At 34.1% G+C, this 16,346-nt stretch carries 15 protein-coding genes, 2 other RNA genes and 1 pseudogene; 2 read left to right on the forward strand and 16 right to left on the reverse strand.

Going from position 1 to position 16,346, the window contains the following annotated elements; translation table 11 throughout:
* Positions 1-55: 55 nt before the first annotated feature.
* The 12 genes and pseudogenes from BHY08_RS05985 to BHY08_RS06035 all read right to left on the reverse strand — a co-directional run bounded on the left by BHY08_RS05985 (position 56) and on the right by BHY08_RS06035 (position 12,232).
* On the reverse strand, positions 56-964 hold the full coding sequence (locus BHY08_RS05985) for a YitT family protein (RefSeq protein WP_071457014.1): 909 nt from the start codon (positions 962-964) through the stop codon (positions 56-58).
* Between the two features lie 30 nt (positions 965-994).
* On the reverse strand, positions 995-1,741 hold the full coding sequence (locus tag BHY08_RS05990; protein ID WP_071457015.1) for an NADPH-dependent oxidoreductase: 747 nt from the start codon (positions 1,739-1,741) through the stop codon (positions 995-997).
* Between the two features lie 285 nt (positions 1,742-2,026).
* Positions 2,027-2,363: a transfer-messenger RNA gene (gene ssrA / locus BHY08_RS11505) on the reverse strand.
* 221 nt (positions 2,364-2,584) lie between these two features.
* Entirely contained in the window at positions 2,585-2,992 is a 408-nt protein-coding gene (gene arsC, locus BHY08_RS05995) for an arsenate reductase (thioredoxin) (protein WP_071457016.1), read from the reverse strand.
* A 2-nt stretch (positions 2,993-2,994) separates the two neighbouring features.
* Entirely contained in the window at positions 2,995-4,050 is a 1,056-nt protein-coding gene (gene arsB / locus BHY08_RS06000; RefSeq protein WP_071457017.1) for an ACR3 family arsenite efflux transporter, read from the reverse strand.
* A gap of 65 nt (positions 4,051-4,115) precedes the next feature.
* Positions 4,116-5,837, reverse strand: a pseudogene (arsA, locus tag BHY08_RS06005) (arsenical pump-driving ATPase).
* Complete coding sequence (gene arsD, locus BHY08_RS06010) at positions 5,831-6,190, reverse strand: arsenite efflux transporter metallochaperone ArsD (RefSeq protein WP_420855302.1); 360 nt, start codon at positions 6,188-6,190, stop codon at positions 5,831-5,833. Before arsD ends, arsA begins: the two are co-directional and overlap by 7 nt.
* On the reverse strand, positions 6,187-6,522 hold the full coding sequence (locus tag BHY08_RS06015; RefSeq protein ID WP_071457019.1) for an ArsR/SmtB family transcription factor: 336 nt from the start codon (positions 6,520-6,522) through the stop codon (positions 6,187-6,189). The genes arsD and BHY08_RS06015 overlap by 4 nt, the downstream gene beginning before the upstream one ends.
* A gap of 642 nt (positions 6,523-7,164) precedes the next feature.
* Positions 7,165-7,638, reverse strand: coding sequence for an IS200/IS605 family transposase (tnpA, locus tag BHY08_RS06020; RefSeq protein ID WP_071457020.1), 474 nt, complete (start codon positions 7,636-7,638; stop codon positions 7,165-7,167).
* Between the two features lie 274 nt (positions 7,639-7,912).
* Positions 7,913-8,279, reverse strand: a transfer-messenger RNA (tmRNA) gene (gene ssrA, locus BHY08_RS06025).
* A gap of 105 nt (positions 8,280-8,384) precedes the next feature.
* On the reverse strand, positions 8,385-11,030 hold the full coding sequence (gene alaS / locus BHY08_RS06030; protein ID WP_071457021.1) for an alanine--tRNA ligase: 2,646 nt from the start codon (positions 11,028-11,030) through the stop codon (positions 8,385-8,387).
* A 281-nt stretch (positions 11,031-11,311) separates the two neighbouring features.
* The gene (locus BHY08_RS06035; RefSeq protein ID WP_071457022.1) at positions 11,312-12,232 is read right to left on the reverse strand and encodes an alpha/beta hydrolase; all 921 of its coding nucleotides are present in this window, start codon (positions 12,230-12,232) and stop codon (positions 11,312-11,314) included.
* 68 nt (positions 12,233-12,300) lie between these two features.
* Here BHY08_RS06035 and BHY08_RS06040 point away from each other — a divergent pair, with 68 nt between their 5' ends.
* On the forward strand, positions 12,301-12,735 hold the full coding sequence (locus tag BHY08_RS06040) for a GNAT family N-acetyltransferase (protein WP_187363562.1): 435 nt from the start codon (positions 12,301-12,303) through the stop codon (positions 12,733-12,735).
* Positions 12,736-12,764: 29 nt separating this feature from the next.
* Here BHY08_RS06040 and BHY08_RS06045 read toward each other — a convergent pair whose 3' ends face one another.
* Together BHY08_RS06045 and BHY08_RS06050 are read right to left on the reverse strand one after the other, a co-directional pair.
* Entirely contained in the window at positions 12,765-13,202 is a 438-nt protein-coding gene (locus BHY08_RS06045) for a YtxH domain-containing protein (protein ID WP_071457023.1), read from the reverse strand.
* 37 nt (positions 13,203-13,239) lie between these two features.
* The gene (locus BHY08_RS06050; protein WP_071457024.1) at positions 13,240-13,668 is read right to left on the reverse strand and encodes a DUF948 domain-containing protein; all 429 of its coding nucleotides are present in this window, start codon (positions 13,666-13,668) and stop codon (positions 13,240-13,242) included.
* Between the two features lie 119 nt (positions 13,669-13,787).
* On the opposite strand from BHY08_RS06050, the gene BHY08_RS06055 reads away from it, so the two are divergent.
* Positions 13,788-14,681: a mechanosensitive ion channel family protein gene (locus tag BHY08_RS06055; RefSeq protein WP_157093639.1), complete on the forward strand. Its 894-nt coding sequence runs from the start codon at positions 13,788-13,790 to the stop codon at positions 14,679-14,681.
* A 46-nt stretch (positions 14,682-14,727) separates the two neighbouring features.
* Here BHY08_RS06055 and BHY08_RS06060 read toward each other — a convergent pair whose 3' ends face one another.
* Both BHY08_RS06060 and cbpB read right to left on the reverse strand, forming a co-directional pair.
* Positions 14,728-15,855: an N-acetyldiaminopimelate deacetylase gene (locus tag BHY08_RS06060; protein ID WP_071457845.1), complete on the reverse strand. Its 1,128-nt coding sequence runs from the start codon at positions 15,853-15,855 to the stop codon at positions 14,728-14,730.
* Positions 15,856-15,872: 17 nt separating this feature from the next.
* Positions 15,873-16,346 carry a cyclic-di-AMP-binding protein CbpB gene (gene cbpB / locus BHY08_RS06065; RefSeq protein ID WP_071457025.1) on the reverse strand — a complete coding sequence of 158 codons (474 nt, stop codon included), beginning with the start codon at positions 16,344-16,346 and terminating at the stop codon, positions 15,873-15,875.

Genomic DNA, 16,346 nt, shown 5'->3' on the forward strand with positions numbered 1-16,346 from the left:
TTAAATACAGATAAATGTTGATATAACAATGATTATGGATATAAAAAAAGAGAGATTATAATCCCTCTAACCTTGATGCTCTGATTTTCTTTTGATCATCTTCACTCCAAAACTGACCATAAACAGTTTGTGTTGGAATGATATTGATAAATGATTTATCATCTGCGTTGTATACTGCCATCTCTAAATCATATAATTCATAGCGAGTAACAACCATCATAATAACAGCTACTTCTTTACGACTAAAAACACCTGTTCCTGGAAGCAATGTCATCCCACGAACAATCGATTGTTGAACTGAAGAAATCACTTCTTCTGGTTTGTTTGTCATAATAAATGCCGTCACTTTTTGATGACTTGTATGAATCTTATCCACTACTTGTGTCGTACAGAAAATAGAAATGATCGTATACAAAGCCGACTCCCAACTAAATAAGAAGCCCGCTGCACTAATGATGAATAAATTAATAATAAACATTAGTGACCCCACAGTTCTACCAGTTGTTTTTGATAGAACAAGTGAGACTATATCCATACCACCAGTACTAAATCCATATTTCATGGTTAATCCAATCGCTAACCCGCTCAAAACACCACCGACAATAGCATTCATTAATGGATTATCTGTCACTTCCACAACCGGAATTAAAATCGTCATGACTGATACAGCTACGACCGTTAATAAACTTAAAATTGTTGCTGAGCGTCCCAACTTAATCCAACCTAATATAGCAATCGGAATATTTAAAATAAAAATCCAAACACCTGTTCCAATATTTATATTAAATAGATTTGTTAAAACGCCTGAAATTAATTGTGAAATACCAGTAACACCAACAGAAAAAACATCTGCTGGAATTAAGAACATATTGAGTCCAACAGCAATGGCCAAACCAGCTAAAATAATGATGACACCTTTTTTAATTGCTTCATTTTTACGATATGCTTCAGTTATGTTTCCCAAACCAACTGCCTCCCTCTACTCACCTTTTATTTAATCAATGATAAACCCTTGTTTTTCAAGATCTGATTTAATTTTTAACCGCTTTTCTGGTTTGCGATTCATTGCCGCAGTAATCTGATTAGTAAACGACTCAATCCGTTTATTAGCATCACGCAAATCATAATAAGTTGTCACAACGTCATCATAGTCTTTTAACGCCTCAACATAATTATCAAACGTTTGGTAAGATTCTTCAAAAAACATGATATCTTGTGGTAAGCGTGGTTTAAGTTGTGGCTCTTGGTCTTTATAACCTATTGCCAATCCAAGAACAGCAAATGTTAACTCTGGTAACTCCAATAATTCTGATGTTTTGTTATTATCGTTTAAAATACTACCTAGAAAGACCGTACCAAGTCCTAAACTTTCAGCGGCCAAGTTAACATTTTGTGCTGCTAAAACAGCATCTGTCATTGCTACCATGAAACGGTCCATGTTATGTAACACACTAGTTTCTTGACTATTTTCTACAGCAATTTGTCGATTTCGATATTGATCGGCAACAAAAATAAAAACGTGGCTTGCCTCAGCTACGTATGGTTGGTTACAAATTTCAGCCAACTTTTGTTTCTTTTCTTGTGATGATAAACAAACAATACTATATGATTGCATAAAATTACTAGTTGCCGTATGTCGCGCAACATTAACTAATGTCTCAATGACCTCTTTAGGTAGTTGTTCATCTTTAAATTTTCTAATACTTTTATGGTTTAATTGTAACTTAATCACGTCATTCATAATAAAACCCCTTTTCTATAAAATTTCATGTAACTATTCGTAGTATAACATTGGATGGTTTAAAAATCATGATGAACGGGTTAAAATATGCAAAATAAAAGCAATAGAACTTCTTATCCTGCTTAATTCATCTGTTCATTTAATTTGTATTATAAAGATTTAGTTAAGTATCTTTCGTACGTTCGTTTTTTCATCATTCAAAACAAAAAATAAGACTGCTAAACTCTGACATATCATCGATATATCAAGGTTTAAACAGTCTTATCATTTTAAAGGAATGGAGGCGGCGGGAGTCAAACCCGCGTCCAAACATATTGTCACCTAAACATCTACGCTCATAGTTATCCTATTTGAAATTCGCTCAAGTCTCTACCGAATAACAGGCCATAACTTTCGCTAGTCTGATAATCTCTTCTAAATTTTACAGACGGAAAAATTTAGCGTATCCCACTTAATTTGAGACCCTTACTTGAGCATATGGGCGATGCCGAGAGGAATTTAAAGTCATTTTTTTATGATAAAACCACATAAAATTGTTACTTTTATTTTTAAGAACTTGTTATTTTTATTGTTTTAGGGATTAGAACATTTGACGGACTGCCCTTGATACCAATATAACAGTATATAATTTTTTCAAGAAAATTCTATCTCCTTGATTCGACAATAGTGAATTACACCATTCAATTATTGTTCTGGTTTTAATTTATAAAAGTATGATTTAGAAATTTTTCAGAAATATTCTTAGGATAATATATTGTTTGATTTCCAGAATTTTCTAATACTTCAATCTTTTCAAGTTGTTTTACTTATGAAATCATCATTTTGACTACAGTAACCAATGGTTTAAATTACTAGTTTTTCGATTCTATTTTTTATTTCATTTCTTGTTTCTCTAAACATATTCATAATTTCTTCTTCTGTTCCAGTTGCTTTCGCAGGGTCTTCTAACCCCCAATGTTGATGTTCTACTGTTTTAGGAATTACTGGACAATTATCTAACGCATCTCCACATAAAGTAATCACTAAATCAGATTCATTTAAATAATCAATGTCTATAATTTCAGATTTGTTTTGACTAATATCAATACCAATTTCACTCATAATCTTCACTGCTCTTGGATTAATTCCATGTGCTTCTATACCTGCACTTTTAACTTCCCATTCATCAGACGCTAGGATTGCTTTTGCCAGTCCGTCTGCAATTTGACTACGACATGAATTACCTGTACACAAGAAATAGATTTTTTTCATTATTATATAGACTCCTTTTGATTAAAATATTTATTTTTCCATTTTAAAGCTAAGTTAACTAATGCTATTAACACTGGGACTTCTACTAAAGGCCCAATAACTGCTGCGAAAGCTTCTCCTGAATTGATACCAAACACTCCTACGGCTACAGCGATTGCTAACTCAAAGTTATTACTTGCTGCTGTAAATGAAAGTGATGTGGCTACTGGATAACTAGTTCCCATTTTCTTAGATAAGAAAAATGAAACAAAAAACATAAAAACAAAATATATAAGCAATGGTATGGCTATTCTAATAGCATCCATTGGTAATTCAATTATTTTGTCTCCTTTTACAGAGAACATTGTCACAATTGTAAATAGTAAAGCTACTAAAGTTATAGGGCTAATTTTAGGGATAAAGACTGTTTCATACCATTCTTCACCTTTTACTTTAGTGAGAACAAGGTGAGATAGGAAACCAGCAATAAAAGGAATACCTAAATAGAAGAAAACACTTTTGGCAATCTCACCCATTGTAATGTTTAACGTATGAGCTTCTAAACCTATCGCTTTAGGTAGAACTGTTAAGAAAATATAAGCAAAGATTGGATAGAAAAATATTTGAAAAATTGAGTTAAAAGCAACCAGTCCAGCAGTATATTCGTTATCACCTTGGGCCAGTTCACTCCAAACAATAACCATTGCAATACAACGAGCTAAACCGATCATAATTAAACCAGCCATATATTCAGGGTAATCTTTTAGGAACACGACTGCTAAAATAAACATTAGAACAGGACCAATCACCCAATTTTGAAATAGAGATAATAATAGCACTTTCCAGTCTTTAAACACGCGACCGATTTCTTTGTATTTCACCTTGGCTAAAGGTGGGTACATCATTAATATTAATCCGATTGCTAAAGGAATATTAGTTGTTCCATAAGACATATTGTCCATTGCTTTTGGTACTCCAGGAAATAGATAACCGATTCCTATACCAACAGCCATTGCTAAGAAAATCCATAAGGTTAAATACCTATCTAATATGGACATTTTTTTTGATACACTATTCATGGTAATAATTCCTCCAATAATATTTACCAATATATAGACACTAACCTATATATTGATAAAAAAAATTATTTTTCTGCTTCCCATTGTTTTACAACAAATTTACCATTTGATAATTCTGAGACTTTATCAATCCATTCAACCTCATTCATGGCTCTTGTCTTTAAGAGTTCATTAGTTGTGTGTGTCGCAAACATGCTTTGATTGACAATCCACCAGTTATGAGCGATTTTCGCACGATCTAAATCTTTATCTAGTCGCATGGATTCATAGACTGGAGTTGTTTCAGGTAAAGTTACCATAATAACTTCAGTTTCATCGTGATTTTGCAATCTAGGAAGTAATTTTATAATTGATTCAGGAACTTCTCCAGATGTTTTTTCAACTTCTTTTGCATAGTTTTGTGATGATTCTAATAGTAAAAGTGTGTGACCTGTTGGTGCTGTATCAATAACAACTACATCATCTTGCTCCGCATAATCTACAATTTCAGCAAATCGTCTAAAGACTGCAATTTCTTGTGTACATGGAGATTTTAAATCTTCTTCTACATAAGCCACTTCATCTTCACTTAGGTTTTGACGAGCTTTTTTCAAAACTTCATTTGTATAATCTTCGAGTTCTTTATCTTCATCAATATGACTAATCGAAATATTATTATCTTGAGTAAATAAGTGTAGATGGTCAGCAGGGTCTGTTGTCGCTAAGCGAACTTTCTTACCTCGTTGAGATAACTTGTTAGCAATCTCAATAGCAATACTTGTTTTACCAACACCACCTTTTCCCATAGTAAAAATGATTTTTGTATTTTTCTTATCTAATTCATTAATTAAAGAAGTCATTTCAGGATAATCTTCTTTAATTTCAACATTAGAAGTTCCTTTAGGTTGTTCATTATCAAGTAAAACACTTAATTTATCTAAACCAGTTACATTATACGTTCTTAATGGAATTTGATATGTTTTAAATTATTTTAGATGGTCTGGACGTTCTTCAATATCTTGAAGTTGTTGATTATAAATAATAGTTGAGACTTCATCATCGTGTCCAGGTAAAATGCCATTAATGACAAGAATTTGATTATTAATACCAAGTTCTTGCAGCTCTTGAGAAGCTCTACTTGCTTCAATAAAGGACGCTCTTTGTGGCCTTGAAATTAAAATCAAGGTTGTTTTTGAATCATCACTTAACGTTTCAACAGCTTGTTTATAGGTTTCTTGTTGGTCACCTAAACCAGATAATTGCCCTAAACAAGACGTACCTGTTGTGTTTTCATCTAAATAATTATCCCATGCAGCTGGTAATTGTAGCATTCTTAACGTATGACCTGTTGGTGCTGTATCAAATAATACATAATCGAACTCAGCATTGACTGTTTTATCCGTTAATAAATTAGCAAATTCATTAAAGGCAGCAATCTCAATCGTACAAGAACCAGATAATTGTTCTTCCATATTAGCCACAGCTGAATCAGGTAAAACGCCACGATAAGGTCCTACAACTGACTCCATGTATTCGTCAGCGGCTGTTATGGGATCAAAATTTGCTACAGAAAGATTGTCTATTCCTTCTATTGGTTTATATTTATTAGATAATTCAGTATTAAAAACATCTTGTAAATTTGATGCTGGATCAGTGCTGACTAAAAGAACTTTTTTTCCTTCTTTAGCAAATTTTACAGCAGTAGCACAAGCTGTCGTTGTTTTACCAACGCCACCTTTACCAGTAAAGAACATGTATTTAGTCAAATCAATCTCCAAAGGATTAAATAATTCAACGTCGTTTAGCATGTTCCATTACCTTCACAACAAGAACTATTTTGTGAGTTTTGAGTGACAAAGGTAATTCCTGTAAATTCTTGAATTTCTTCATTTGTTGGATAACTTCCTGTTTTTACAATTTTGTCATTAACTAATGTAATAGGAAGAATGTTATTACCTTTTTCCTGTAACTCTTTTAAAACTGTTTCATTTTTAGTAAAGTCAGCAGGATTTGATGATAGATTATAGCGACTTGCTGTCACTTGGTTGATTTTATTTAATGATTCAAAAACCCCTGTGATTCGTAGTAAATTTTCGTCTACTGATGGTCCACAGACACCTGTTGAGCAACATAAAGCTTCTTCAAATAGTTCTAGTTTCATGATAATAAACGCTCCTCATTAGTTTCTTTATTATGTTCTTCTTGGCAGATACAATTATCTGAATTAAAAAATAATTGATTAAATTCTCTCATAAAGTTAGTGAGAGTTTCTTGATTTAAGCTATAGTAGTTCCATTTACCTCTTTTACTCACATTTACAAAACCAGCATTTTCTAAAGTTTTCATGTGATGAGATAATGTAGGTTGTGTAAAATCAAAATGTTCTAAAATATCACAGGCACACATTTCACCACAAGACAATAGGTCAATAATTTTCATTCTCTTTGGGTCAGTTATTATTTTTAATTTGGCTGAATAAGCTTCGTAATTCATTTCTTCACTTCTTTCTTTTTTTCTACTATGTATAGGACAAATATAACGATAAGAATATTGATTATCAAGCCTATAGGTAAGCTTATCTTAAGGAGATAAGCAATAACAACTGACAAAAGAACTCCAAGTACTCGAGCTGTTAATCTTTGTAAGGGTGGCACTAGGTCACTTCCTTATTACAAAGTACATATAGACGGACATCTATTTATAAAACTAATATAGACGAACATCTATACGTTGTCAACAGATATTATCTTTTTTCTCTTAATATTTATTTTGAATAAGGTTAAGTAGTTGATTCCTTTTCCGATAGAATCCCTGAAAGTACACAGTCATCATAATAATTTTTTAAGTCCTCATAACTCTATATTTTTGTTCAAAGTGAGTTTCTTCACTCGCTTCAAAAAAAAAGACCTTTTCTAAAAAAGTCCGTATTATCTCTGAAAGAATAGTCATCACTTTTTACGATAACACAGGTAGTCATAAAGTAAAAAAAAAGAGGAGGTATTTTAACCTCTTTCCAGAGTGAACTGAAGGTTTGTTCTTCGGCTGAAAGCCTCTGTTACCGGACTGAGCCTGAAAGGCTCACTGAATCGGTTTCCCTTATGCACCACATTTACCCACGAATCCTAAAAGGATTACTTATTTCTTTTTATTTTTCTCTCCTGTGAACGGATCATAATCCTCAAATAATGTTAATTGATCTGCTAAATAATCTTCTTGAATTTGATTTCTTATGTATTCCTCTATTTGTTTCTTATTTCGTCCTACTGTGTCAACATAATAACCTTGACACCAAAATTTTCTATTACCATATCTATATTTCAAATTAGCATGTCTATCGAAGATCATGAGGCTACTTTTTCCTTTTAAGTAGCCTATAAATCCTGAAACACTTAATTTTGGCGGAATACTCACTAACATATGAACATAATCTTTACATGCGTTAGCTTCTATTATTTCAACACCTTTTCTCTCACATAATAATCTCAGAATTTCTCCGATACTCTGTTTATATTTTCCATAAATAATTTGTCGTCTGTATTTAGGTGCGAAAACTATATGATACTTACATTTCCATGTTGTGTGTGATAAACTTTGATTATCCTTTTTTATAAGAAACCTCCTACTCCTATATGATTGATATGTTGTGGTCGGGAAACCTAATTTATCTTATCATTTTAGGAGGATTTTTTAATGCCACGCTGAAAGCTCTCTAGAACCACCCGCATAGCAGGTGGTTTTCAAAACATATAAAAAAAGATCTAGAAAACATGTTGTTTTCTAGATCCTAAATTCTAACGTTTTAACTCTTACCAACAGTAGTTGACAAAGAGCTCAAAAAAACCTGCACAAAGGCTGTTTTAACAGACTTCCAACAAGTTCTAAACAATGGAGGCGGCGGGAGTCGAACCCGCGTCCAAACATATTGCCACCTAAACATCTACGCTCATAGTTATCCTATTTGAAATTCGCTCAAGTCTCTGCCGAATAACAGGCCGTAACTTTCGCTAGTCTGATAATCTCTTCTAAATTTTACAGACGGAAAAATTTAGCGTATCCCACTTAATTTGAGACCCTTACTTGAGCACATGGGCGATGCCAAGAGGATCTTTACCCGCTGTTTTTAGGCAGCTAAGGCAAAAGTATTGTTTTCGTTTTTAGCAGTTATATTTAACTGTAACGTTTTAACGTAGACGTAACCTACGAAGCGCAATTCAAGCTCAAACTATGCCTGTCGAATCCGTAACGCCCCCTTATTTATTAACTAAGTTATTATATCATAAATTTTTATACCTTTCAATTCTTACAACATATGAAAAAACTGGTTGTCACGTCAAAAGTAACAACCAGTTAAATAATTATTTATGTTCTTTAACCCAAGGTTCTACTGCATCAAGCGCTGATTGTAACCCTTCTGGATTTTTACCACCGGCTTGAGCCATGTCAGGGCGACCACCACCGCCACCACCAACAAGTGGCACAATTGCTTTGATTAAATCACCTGATTTTAATCCTTGATCATTCATCTCTTTTGTCATACTTACAAGTAAGTTAACTTTCTCACCTTGTACTAATCCTAAGACTAAAATATCAGATAGTGATTTTTGTTTCCATTGATCAGCTAATTGACGTAATTGATTCATGTCTTTAACCGCTACTTTAGATGCAATATAAGTCACGCCATCCACTTCTTTAATGTCCTTAAATACATCTTCTGCTTCAGCGTTAGCTAATTTTGCACTTAATTGTTCCACTTCTTTTTGTGCTTGTTTTAATTGTTCTTGTAATTGTTCCACACGTTGAACAGTATCTTTTAGTTGAGGTGCTTTAACAAATTTAGATACTTGACGGAGTAATCCTTCTTCTTCTCTAAAGGCTTCATACGCTTCTTTACTTGTCACAGCTTCGATACGTCGAACACCTGCTCCAATTCCAGATTCAGAAACAATTTTGAAAACCCCAATATCAGAAGTGTTGCTTACATGAACCCCACCACATAATTCGATAGAGTAACCATCAACATTTACCACACGAACATTTTTACCATATTTTTCACCAAACAGGGCCATTGCACCCATTTCTTTTGCTGAATCAATATCTGTTTCAACTGTGACAACTGGTAGGTGTGCCCAAATCTTTTCATTCACGATTTCTTCCATTTGTTTTAACTCGTCAGGAGTCACTTGCTCAAAATGAGTAAAGTCAAATCGTAAATAACCTGGTGCTACAAGTGATCCTGCCTGATTAGCATGCTCTCCTAATACATCTTTTAACGCGCGATGTAGTAAATGAGTCGCTGTATGATTTTTTGTGATACGTTGGCGTAACTCTTTATCAATCACTAATTGGTATGTGTCGTCTGTTTTTAATTCACCAAACACTTCTACTTGATGTAACGATTGGCCATTAGGTGCTTTTTTGACGTTGACAACATTAGCCACTAAATCACCTGTTGCATTATAAATTGTTCCTTTGTCAGCCACTTGTCCACCCATTTCGGCGTAGAATGGTGTTTGACCAAAAATTAATTGTGCATTGCCTTCAGTTGTCGCCTCTTTAATCTCATCATCTTGGATGATTACCATTAATTTAGCATCGACTGTGTCTTCTGTATATCCCACAAATTCACTCACTACTTTAATATCAGTTAATAAAGAAGATTGAACAGACATTGACTCTTCTTTCGAACGAGCCGCACGAGCACGATCTCTTTGAGCCGTCATTTCGACTTCAAATCCTTCGTGATCCACACTTAATCCTTCGTCTTGAGCCATCTCTTCGGTCAATTCTACTGGGAAGCCATAGGTATCATATAATTTAAAGATATCTTTACCGGATAAAACAGTTTGATTAGCTGCTTTCATATCTTTGATTAACTCGCTGATAATGGATAAACCATCATTAATTGTTTCGTGGAATCTTTCTTCCTCTGTTTTGATGACTTTTTGAATAAAGTCTTGTTTTTCGACAATTTCTGGGTAATAACTTTCCATAATTTGTCCAACAACAGGTACTAAATCAACTAAAAAGGCTTTATCAATTCCGAGTTTTTTACCATGCATCACCGCACGACGAATTAAACGACGTAACACATAGCCACGACCTTCATTTGATGGCAACGCCCCATCGCCAATTGCAAATGATACAGCACGAATATGATCAGCAATGACTTTGAAAGACGTATCTGTTGTACTATCTTTTCCATATTCTTTACCATCAGACATTTTTTGTGTTGCCTCAATAATTGGAATAAATAAATCTGTTTCAAAGTTTGTCGGAGCATCTTGGAAAATAGACACCATACGTTCTAATCCCATCCCCGTATCAATGTTTTTATGTGGCAATGGTAAATACTCATTGTTTTCAGTATGGTTAAATTCTGAGAATACTAAGTTCCAAATTTCTAAGTAACGTTCATTTTCGCCACCAGGGAAGTTTTCAGGATCGTCTTCTGCGACATCATTGTATTCTTGTCCTCTATCAAAGAAAATCTCAGAGTTTGGACCACATGGACCAGCTCCAATATCCCAAAAGTTTTCTTCTAGTTTAATGATTGACTCTTTTGGTAAACCGACTTCTTCATGCCAAATTCTAAAAGCTTCTTCATCATCTGGATGAATCGTCACGTATAATTTGTCTTTATCAAGACCATACCACTCGTCACTCGTTAATAATTCCCAGGCCCAATGAATCGCGTCTTTTTTAAAATAATCACCAACAGAGAAGTTTCCTAACATTTCAAACATTGTATGGTGACGTGCTGTTTTCCCAACGTTTTCAATGTCATTAGTACGAATACTCTTTTGAGCATTGGTAATTCTTGGGTTTTCAGGTACAACAGATCCATCAAAATATTTTTTTAATGTTGCCACTCCTGAATTAATCCATAATAAGGTTGGGTCGTCAATCGGGATAAGAGAGGCACTAGGTTCAATTTTATGTCCTTTTGTTTCAAAAAAATCTAAAAATAATTGTCTAACTTGACTACTTGATAATTGTTTCATTCATATTCCTCCTAAAATAATAAAAAAGCACCCCTTGCAGCCAAGGACGTTTACCGCGGTACCACCTTGATTGCAATGATGCTCTTAACAGTCATTACCTCTTTTGTTTCTTAACGCGAAAACACGTGATAGCTTTTATCAAAGTCAAAAGGGAGCATTTTTAAATTAATTGTACTTTTCCACCATATAAGTACTCTCTGATTGTTTTGTCATTTAAAAATATATCCTTAAGTAGCAAATAAATTATAAAGAAAAAAGCTCTACCTGTCAATGCTTCTTAGCTATTTGGGAAAATACTTAGATAAAAAGTTTTTGACTGTTTTCTTATATTCTTCGGGATGTTTTTTTAAGGACTCCGCATGTTTAGCTCCTTCAAAAATAACTAATTCCTTAGGTCCCTTTGTTGCACGATAAACTTGATACACCATATCGGTAGGAACAAAATCATCTTTATCACCATGTATAAATAATAATGGCAACTTATTTTTCTCTAATTGTTTAACAGCACTAGCTTCACCAAATGAGTAACCTGCACGTAGTTTTGTATAAGATGAAGCTAATGGAATCATTGGAAAAGACGGTAAATTAAACATATCATTTAATTGAAATGCTAATTCATTTCTCACTGAATCATAGCCACAATCCTCAATAATAACTTTAACTTGTTGTGGTAAATCTTCACCACTTGTCATCATCACAGTAGCAGCACCCATGCTTAATCCGTAAAGCACAATGTTAACATCAGTGCCATACTCTTTCACCACTTCATCTATCCATCTAACATAATCTTTTCTATCTAGCCAACCAAAACCAACGTACTTGCCTTCACTCTTGCCGTGTGCCCGGTTGTCAGGTACTAACACATCAAACCCTTCATCATAAAAAAGCTGTGCATATTGCCCCATATAATCACTTTTCCCCATATAGCCATGAGCTACGATAGCAACTTTTTTACTTGGGTTGTCGTGCGTTACTTTTTTAGCGACTAAGTTCAATCCATCGTCACTTTTAATCGATTCTTCACTCAAATGATTTTGAGCAAAGTGCCAATCTTTTTCTATTTGTTCTTGTTTAACATCATTGATAAAATCTTTCTTCCCAGCAACAATGGCATAATTAAATAGATAATTGACTCCTGCACCAAGACCTATCACGATGACAATAACGCCTATAACGATTCCATAAATCAAGATTTTTTTCATACTTACCTCCAAAATAAAGATAGTTGTATGATACACTGAAACTCTCTATTTGAAAAGGAGATCGTCACATGATTCAAATTGTCTTTAACAACGCACCTTGGAATAGGGCTGCATCTTTTTTTCTAAGAACTCTGGTATTTGTCCAAGAACAAGGTATTTCTTTAAAAGCTGAATTTGATGCATTAGATATTGATAGGACGTTTTACATCGTCATTTATTATGATAATACGCCTGTTGCTACTGCTAGATACCAACAAGACGATGAGAAAACACTTCGCCCTGACAGATTATGCGTTCATAAAAATTGGCGAAAACAAGGGCTAGGACGACGTTTACTATTAGAATTAGAACAGATAGGGCGAAAACAACATTGCACCTTATCTCGTATACATGGTGAAAAACAAGCAGTAGGATTCTATCAAAGGTTAGGTTATAAAGTTGTTTCTGATGAATTTATAGAAGATGGCATTATTTGTGTCCTACTAGAAAAAGAACTGTATTAAAAAAGTGAGCAGATACCCACTCACTTTTTTTATTTACCTTCTTCGATTACATCATAAAGATCATTTGAAATATCATCAGTACTTAAAACGATATCATCTTCAACAACAGGTTTTACAGCTGACTTTAATTTTTCGGAATTAGCTTGAAAATCTTGGCTAATAGTTTGAGTTTTATCTTTTAGGTAATCAAATAGTTCAGCTGAATTATCTTTTACTTGTGATAATTGCTCACCCACCCAAGGGTAATCGGCTGATTTTTCTTTCGCTAATTCACTAAATTCTGATGTTTTTTCTTGTGCTAAATCAACAAACTCACTTGCTTTACCGTCAGAAATATCATCTAATTGTTCCATTAAATCTTTTCTCAATTTTTTACCACTTGTCGGTGCAAGGAGCAATGCTGCGGCTGCAGCTGCGGCACCTCCAATTACCGCTCCTGCTAAAAAGCCACTTGATTTTTTCGACATAACTATTCCTCCCAATGATTTTTATTTAAATATATTACTATTTATGTTTTTTAAATAAATGTGACGCAGTTTGAGCGGTTTTGCCAACAACTGTAGCTGTGGCAACTGTTTTTCCTGCCTCACCTACTTTAGCAAGCATCGCTTTACTTGAGTCATTCAACTCGGAAACACTCTCACTTAAATCTGCCACCGCATGAAACAGCGGATCAATCGTTTCAACTTTTTGAGTGACATCTGCCAATAAGTCATTACCAATAACCAATAAGTCTTCACTTTGTTTCAGTAAGATATCAACATCTTGTGTTAATATAGCGACTGTTTTATCTGTTTCATCTAAAATGCCATTGACTTTTTCCATTGACTTCGTTATATTCTTGTTTAATTGTAATAAAAAAATAACTAGCACCACGACTAGTACGGCAAACGCAACAGCAGCAATTATCGCAGCTATTTCTATACCTGTCATATAAAACATCTCCTACCTTTCCTGTAATTTACTACCATTAGAATACCATTATCTACTTGATTTAACAACAATTTATACATTATGATATAGTAAGAAGAAATAAGAAAGGAGTGTTCATTTTGCAAGAAACTACCACTACTTCCACAACACCTGAAGTAATTACCGAAGCAGCAAAAAACGTGCGAGGTATTAATCGCTTTTTTAACCAGTTAGACTGGAATAAGATTATTGCATCGGTTATTAATCAAGCTATCCTAATCTTTGTTGTCATCATTTTATTAACGATTACCCGAAAAATCTTATTAAAGTTAATTGATAAGTCTTTTACAAATAAGAAGAAAGACAACTATAGTGAAAATAGAATGCACACATTAAGAACACTAACAAAAAACGCAGTCCAGTACACACTGTTTTTTATAGGAATTTATTCTATTTTAACGATTTTAGGTGTTCCCGTTGGATCGTTAATTGCCGGGGCCGGGATTGCTGGGGTTGCCATTGGTCTTGGTGCTCAAGGCTTTATAAATGATGTATTAACTGGTTTCTTTATTATTTACGAACGACAGTTAGATGTTGGGGATCATGTTGTTATTGATAATATTGAAGGTATCGTTAACGATATTGGCTTACGAACAACACAAATTAAAAGTTTTAACGGAACGATGAACTACATCCCAAATCGGCAGATACTTATTGTAAGTAATTTATCGCGAGGTAATCAGTTAGTTGTTGTTGATATTCGGGTTGACCCAACAGACGATATTGATCGTATTATGGATATTATGAAATCCATCAATAAAAAACAAATCATCAATATTACAGATATTCGTTCTGAACCAACAATCGTAGGATTAGTTGATTTAGGAAGCGGCAATTTTGCGATTCGTTCGAATGTTTATGCTATTAGTGGCTCTCAATTTGGTGTTAAAACTCAAATGATGACGGCGTATATAGAAGCTTTGACAAAAGCAGGAATTAAGTTACCGACTACACCGATTAATTTAAAAATATAAATCAAACCACGAGATATCCTTTATTATTTAGATATCTCGTGGTTTTTTACTTAGCCAACGCCACTAGGTAATCTCCCATAACAGAAACAGCTTTTTGAATAGATTGTTCATTTGGATTAAATTTCGGATGATGCAGACCATACTCACTAGCGACACCTAACCATACCATTGTACCCGGAATTTGCTTCAGTATATAGCCAAAGTCTTCTGCCGTCATTAGCGGTTCAGACGCTACTAGTTCAATGTCTGGATGTAATGATAAAAAGTCGATTAATCGTGTGGTAGTCGTATCATCATTAACCACAGGAACATAACCTAAGTTATCAAACTCGATAGACACATCACACTGAAAACTTACAGCTATTCCGTTTGCTATTTCTTTGATTCTTGACATGACTAAGTGTGTCATGTCATGAGTCAACGTTCTAATTGTGCCGCTTAAATAAGCTGTACCGGCTAAAATATTACTAGCAAAACCTGCATTCAATTCACCAAACGTTATAACAGCTGACTGCATCGGATTCACATTGCGGCTAATTATGGTCTGTGCTTGTTGAATGAATGAAGCAGCGGCGACTATCATATCATTACCTTCATGCGGAAGGGCTGCATGACTTTCTTTTCCAGTAAACGTCACTTTAAAACTACTGTCTCCAGCAAACATGGTTCCTGCTGCTGTTGCTATCACGCCAACTGGTAAATCAGGATTGACATGTAAACCATACATCTCATCAATCTTAGAAACATCTAAAAATCCATTATCCGTATATATTTTGGCACCACTTTTATTTTCTTCAGCTGGTTGAAAAAAGAACAGGATATCTTCTTTTAACGGTTGATCAATCACCTTATCTAGTAAGCCTAATGCAATCGTCATATGAATATCGTGACCACAAGCATGCATCACTCCTTCATGTTGCGAAGAAAAAGGTAAACCTGTCTGTTCAGTAATCGGCAAAGCATCCATATCAGTACGCCACCCGATTACTTTAGTCGGTTCACTTCCTTTTACGACCACAATAATCGCTGTGTCTTGTACCTTTATATCAAGTTTTTCTTGTGGTAATTCTGCTATTTTGTTTAACAAATACTCTGCTGTTTGATATTCTTCCATTCCAATCTCTGGAATCTGATGTAGTTCTCGCCTAATCGCGATTAGTTCTTCTTCTGTCATTTTTTTCATATTTTCACCTAAATATTCACTTTTTCAATTACATCATATTCTATTTCAAGTTCATGAGCCAAATGGTTCACGGCTTTTAGTATCTCTTTTCTTGTGATAATTCCTGTGAATTCTTTTGATTCATTTACAACAGGAATAAAACTATCATTAACTAACAAATGAAGTGTTTTTTCTAAATCTAGTGGTAACGAAATCATTGGAATGTCTGTATCCATGACATCTACCACTTTTTTATTTGCTAAATTTTCAGGTTCTAAATCTTCTATTCCAAACATCTGGTCAACTACTTGAGATAAAGAAACTAAGCCAACTAGTTGTTCCTCTTTATTTAACACAGGAACGCGAGAGTACCCAATTTTAGTTAATACTAAAATTGCATGTTCAAGCGAATTTGATTCACTTAAGGTTGCCACGTTATCAGAAGAGATTAAAAAGTCGTCTTCATTTTCCAGTAACATCTTTCTTACAGTCGTTCCAATCAT

The sequence above is a fragment of the Vagococcus teuberi genome (assembly GCF_001870205.1).
GTDB classification, from domain to species: Bacteria; Bacillota; Bacilli; order Lactobacillales; family Vagococcaceae; genus Vagococcus; species Vagococcus teuberi.